Source organism: Schaalia sp. (genome assembly GCF_050312375.1).
Lineage (GTDB): Bacteria > Actinomycetota > Actinomycetes > Actinomycetales > Actinomycetaceae > Pauljensenia > Pauljensenia hyovaginalis.
Map to the genome: position 1 here is coordinate 1 of NZ_JBNOYB010000116.1, position 5,036 is coordinate 5,036.

4 protein-coding genes are annotated in these 5,036 nt (G+C 67.5%); 2 read left to right on the top strand and 2 right to left on the bottom strand.

The features are described from left to right. The first annotated feature begins 47 nt into the window (after nucleotides 1–47). Together ACQY7V_RS09355 and ACQY7V_RS09360 are read left to right on the top strand one after the other, a co-directional pair. Nucleotides 48–1,793: an ABC transporter permease gene (locus tag ACQY7V_RS09355; protein ID WP_235361677.1), complete on the top strand. Its 1,746-nt coding sequence runs from the start codon at nucleotides 48–50 to the stop codon at nucleotides 1,791–1,793. A 25-nt stretch (nucleotides 1,794–1,818) separates the two neighbouring features. Further along, nucleotides 1,819–2,970 carry an ABC transporter ATP-binding protein gene (locus ACQY7V_RS09360; protein ID WP_428639975.1) on the top strand — a complete coding sequence of 384 codons (1,152 nt, stop codon included), beginning with the start codon at nucleotides 1,819–1,821 and terminating at the stop codon, nucleotides 2,968–2,970. 99 nt (nucleotides 2,971–3,069) lie between these two features. Here the strand turns inward: ACQY7V_RS09360 and gdhA are convergent, their stop codons facing one another. Both gdhA and ACQY7V_RS09370 read right to left on the bottom strand, forming a co-directional pair. Beyond that, on the bottom strand, nucleotides 3,070–4,431 hold the full coding sequence (gdhA, locus tag ACQY7V_RS09365; protein ID WP_428639977.1) for an NADP-specific glutamate dehydrogenase: 1,362 nt from the start codon (nucleotides 4,429–4,431) through the stop codon (nucleotides 3,070–3,072). A 152-nt stretch (nucleotides 4,432–4,583) separates the two neighbouring features. Beyond that, a partial coding sequence (locus tag ACQY7V_RS09370) for a hypothetical protein (RefSeq protein WP_428639979.1) occupies nucleotides 4,584–5,036 on the bottom strand: 453 nt, incomplete at its 5' end.

Below are 5,036 nucleotides of genomic sequence, written 5' to 3' on the forward strand. Positions count from 1 at the left end.
CCCCAGGCTCATCCGCCCGATTCGGCCCTCACTCGAAGGGAAAACCCATGTCCGCTCCCGCCGCCCCGCGGCTCGAAGACTCCCTCGGGGGAACGCGCACGACGCGCCGTTCGACGCGCGTCCGCCGCGATCCCACGACGATCGCCCTCGTCGCCATCGTCTTCGCCGTCCTCTTCCTCCTCGTCCTCCTCCCCCTCATCACGATCCTCTCGAAGGCCTTCTCCTCCGACGGCCTGTCAGTCCTCACCTCGGTCTTCGCCAGTTCCACCAACCGGACGATCATCCTCAACACCGTGATCCTCGGCGTCGTCGTCGGACTCGCCGGAACGCTCATCGGCTTCTTCCTCGCCTTCATTCAGGCCAGGGTCGCCCTGCCCGGCAAGAAGATCCTCCATCTCATCGCCCTCATCCCGATCGTCTCCCCGCCATTCGCGGTCGCGACCTCGTCCATCACCCTCTTCGGGCGCAACGGGATCATCTCGACCCAGGTCCTGGGCCAGCAGTGGAACATCTACGGGCTCCCGGGGCTCACGCTCGTCCTCACGCTCTCCTTCTTCCCCGTCGCCTACATGAACATGCTCGGCATGCTCCGCAACCTCGATCCGGCGATGGAGGAAGCCGCGGCCTCGCTCGGCGCGTCCCAGTGGAAGGTCTTCCGCTCCGTCACCCTCCCCATGCTCATCCCCGGATTCGCCGCATCCTTCCTCCTGCTCTTCGTCGAAGCGATCGCCGACCTGGCGAACCCGCTCGTCATCGGCGGCGACTTCACCGTTCTCGCCTCACGCGCCTACATCGCGATCAACGGCGAGTACAACACGGCCGCGGGCAGCGCCTACTCGCTCATCCTGCTGGTGCCCGCGCTCCTCGTCTTCCTCATCCAGCGCTACTGGGCGGGGCGTTCCTCCGCGGTCACCGTGACCGGCAAGCCCGCCGGCCGGGTGCGCCTCGTTCGCGCCCCCCTCGCCCGCATCCCCCTCGGAGCCGCGACCGCGCTCGTCGCGCTCTTCATCGTGACGATCTACGCCACCGTGATCGTCGGCGCCTTCGTCAACATCCTCGGAGTCGACAACACGCCGACGCTCAACAACTTCCGCTACGTCCTGTCCGGCATCGGCAATGACGCGATGATCGACACGACGATCCTCGCCCTCATCGCCACGCCCATCGCGGGCCTCCTCGGCATGGTCGTCGCCTGGCTCGTCGTCGTCCGCCTCAAGGCGAGCGCGGGGGTCATGGACTTCCTCGGCATGCTCGGCCTCTCGGTCCCCGGCACCGTCCTCGGCATCGGCTACCTCATCACCTACAACCAGCCCATCATCTTCGCCGGACGCCAGTACATGCCCGCCCTGGCGGGGGGAAGCGCGGTCTTCGGCGGCGCGCTGGCGATCATCCTCGTCTACGTCGCCCGATCCATGCCCTCGGGTCAGCGCTCGGGCATCGCGAGCCTCCAGCAGATCGACAAGTCGATCGACGAGGCCTCCACCTCGCTCGGGGCCTCCGGATTGCAGACCTTCGCCCGCGTGACCATGCCCCTGATCCGCCCCGCGTTCATCGCGGGCCTCACCTACGCCTTCGCGCGTTCGATGACGACGCTCTCCCCGATCATCTTCATCACGACACCGAGGACGAAGATCATGACCTCGCAGATCCTCTCCGAGGTCGATGCGGGGCGCTTCGGCAACGCCTTCGCCTTCTGCACGATCCTCATCCTCATCGTGATGGCCGTGATCGGCCTGACCAACATCCTCGTCCGCGACAACGCACCGGCCGCCCAGAACCGCGCGGGCCTGTGAGCGCCCCACACCTTAGGAAGACGAAATGACTGATACCACTGCACTCGATGCCTCCGCGCCGACCGGGCGCCTTTCGCTGGTCTCCCTCACGAAGACCTTCGGCGAGGGCGACAACCGGGTCACCGCGGTCGATCACATCGACCTCGACATCGAACCCGGGGAATTCATCACCCTCCTGGGCCCCTCGGGCTGCGGCAAGACGACCACCCTGCGCATGATCGCGGGCTTCGAGGACGCGACCTCCGGCGAGGTCCTCCTCGACGGCGAGAACATGGTCGTCATCCCGCCGAACAAGCGCCCCATGTCCATGGTCTTCCAGTCGTACGCCCTGTTCCCCCACCTCTCAGTCCGGGACAACGTCGCCTACGGCCTCAAGCTCCAGAAGATGCCCGCGGCGCAGCTCGACGAGGCCGTCGATGTCGCCCTCGCCTCGATGAACCTCACGGCCATGGCGAAGCGTGCGCCGTCGCAGCTCTCCGGCGGCCAGCAGCAGCGCGTCGCCCTCGCCCGCGCCATGGTCGTCCGCCCGAAGGTCCTCCTCTTCGACGAGCCGCTGTCGAACCTCGATGCGAAGCTGCGCGTCAAGATGCGCATCGAGATCCGCCGCATGCAAAAGCGCCTCGGCATCTCCTCCGTCTACGTCACCCACGACCAGTCCGAGGCGATGGCGATGTCCGACCGGATCGTCGTCATGAACGCCGGTCGCATCGAGCAGGCCGACACGCCCTCGGAGATCTACCTCCACCCGGCGTCCGTCTTCGTCGCGGACTTCGTCGGCCGCGCGAACTTCCTCACGACCACGGTCCTCGATGCGATTTCGCAGGAGAGGGTTCGTGTGCGCGCGCTCGGGGCGGAGATCCTCGTCCCCTGCGAGCCCGGAGCGCGCGCCGCGGCCCTCGCCGGTGAGGAGGTGGTCCTCATGGTCCGCCCCGAGTCCCTGCGCCTGCGCCCCGTCGATGACAAGCCCCAGACCCTCACCGGCGACCTCGGCCAGATCATCACCAGCGTCTTCTACGGGGACACCATCGAGTACGAGATCGAGACGGAGTTCGGCACGGTCATCTGCGTCGTTTCGGATCCTCGCGAGGACGAGCTCCTGGACGAGGGCAGGATCGTGCGCCTCTCGGTCGAGTCGGACAAGGCCTGGCTCTTGCGCTCAGAGCACGCCACGGTCTGAGCGCGGCGAGAGCACGGCCCGAGCGCGGCGTTCGGCGCGCGATGCACGATCGGGGGTGGCCCGGGAGGACCCGGACCGCCCCCGACGGCTGCGATCGGATCAGATGAGGCCGAGGTCGACCATCGTGTCGGCGACCTTCTTGAAGCCCGCGAGGTTCGCGCCGGCGACGTAGTCCCCGGCCACGCCGAACTCCTCGGCGGTGACAACCGTTGCCTCGTGGATGTTCACCATGATCTGGTGGAGCTTCGCGTCGGTCTCCTCGAAGGCCCACTGGGTGCGGCCAGAGTTCTGCTGCATCTCGAGCGCCGAGGTCGCCACGCCGCCGGCGTTCGAGGCCTTGCCCGGGGCGTAGGCGACGCCCGCGGCCTGGAGCGCTTCGATGGCCTCGGGCGTGGTCGGCATGTTCGCGCCCTCGGCGACGAGCTGGACGCCGTTCTTGATGAGGGTGTTCGCGGCCTCGACGGGGAGCTCGTTCTGAGTCGCGCAGGGAAGGGCGACATCGCAGGGAAGATCCCAGATCGAACCGCCGGACACGAAGCGCGCCGAGGGGCGCTCGTCCGCGTAGTCGGAGACGCGGCCGCGCCGGACCTCCTTGACGTCCTTGAGCAGGGCGACGTCGATGCCCGCCTCGTCGACGACGTAGCCGGAGGAGTCGGAGACGGCGATGACGGTCGCGCCGAGCTGCTGGGCCTTCTCGGTCGCGTAGATCGCGACGTTGCCCGAGCCAGAGACGACGACCTTCTTGCCGTCGAAGGAGGTGCCGCGGGCCTTGAGCATCTCCTCGGCGAAGTAGACGAGGCCGTAGCCGGTCGCCTCGGTCCGGGCAAAGGAGCCGCCCCAGTTGAGGCCCTTGCCGGTGAGGACTCCGGCGTCGTAGCGGTTGGTGATCCGCTTGTACTGGCCGAAGAGGTAGCCGATCTCACGGCCGCCCACGCCGATGTCGCCGGCGGGGACATCGGTGTCGGGGCCGATGTGGCGGGAGAGCTCGGTCATGAAGGACTGGCAGAAGCGCATGACCTCCGCGTCGGACTTGCCCTTGGGGTCGAAGTCTGAGCCGCCCTTGCCTCCGCCGATGGGCAGGCCGGTGAGGGAGTTCTTGAAGATCTGCTCGAAGCCGAGGAACTTGATGATCGAGAGGTCGACCGAGGGGTGGAAGCGCAGGCCGCCCTTGTAGGGGCCGATCGCGGAGTTGAACTCGACGCGGTAGCCGCGGTTGACGTGAATGCGGCCGGAGTCATCGGCCCAGGGGACGCGGAACATGAGCTGGCGCTCGGGCTCGACGACGCGGTTGAAGATCGCGAGATCGGCGTACTCGGGGTACTTCTCGGCCAGGGGCGCGATCGTGAGGAGGACCTCGTAGACGGCCTGGTGGAATTCGGGCTGCGCGGGATCGCGGTCGAGGACGGCCTGATAGACCGGGCGAAGGGTGTCGGACAGTCGTGACAGATCAAGATTGCTCATACGCGAAATAGTGGCAGTCATCGCCGACTGATGACACACCCTTTCCACATGTTGACCACCGCATGTCTTTCAAGCGGATCACTATACCGATCATTGACCATCACCATAGACGCTCTTCACCCATTCAAAGCCTGCGCCCCACCTGAAGGCGCTCAGGGATTCATGGCGACCCTCGCCGTGGACTCGCGCACGAGAACCGGTGCGCCCACCCCCTGCAACACCCCGGGCACGATCGGCAGAACCGCCCGAGCCCGCACCCCGACCCGAACCCGCCCCGCCTCCCGCTCGACCTCGACGATCGACACCCCCGCGCCGACATCGCACACCGACCCTTCGAGCGCCTCCAGCGCCCGCTCCGCCGCACCCCGCGCGGCACGCGCCGACACCACCACTTCGACGCGGCCCGCACCGCCGTAATACGCGGAGGCGTCGATGATCCCCGCCGTCGCCACCGACAGTCGATCCGCGCAGGCGAGGAGGCGGCGATCCTCGATCGCCACAGCCGTCACCGTCGCCGAAACGAAGAGGAACGACACGACGATGAGGAGGCAGACGCCCATGAGCAGACCGATCCGGCCCGCCTCCCCCTCCCCTCGGCCCAGACA

Excerpts from the sequence above, each read along its gene's own strand:
- ACQY7V_RS09355 (WP_235361677.1), top strand. The coding sequence starts at position 48 with ATGTCCGCTCCCGCCGCCCCGCGGCTCGAAGACTCCCTCGGGGGAACG.
- ACQY7V_RS09360 (WP_428639975.1), top strand. The coding sequence starts at position 1,819 with ATGACTGATACCACTGCACTCGATGCCTCCGCGCCGACCGGGCGCCTT.
- gdhA (WP_428639977.1), bottom strand. The coding sequence starts at position 4,431 with ATGAGCAATCTTGATCTGTCACGACTGTCCGACACCCTTCGCCCGGTC.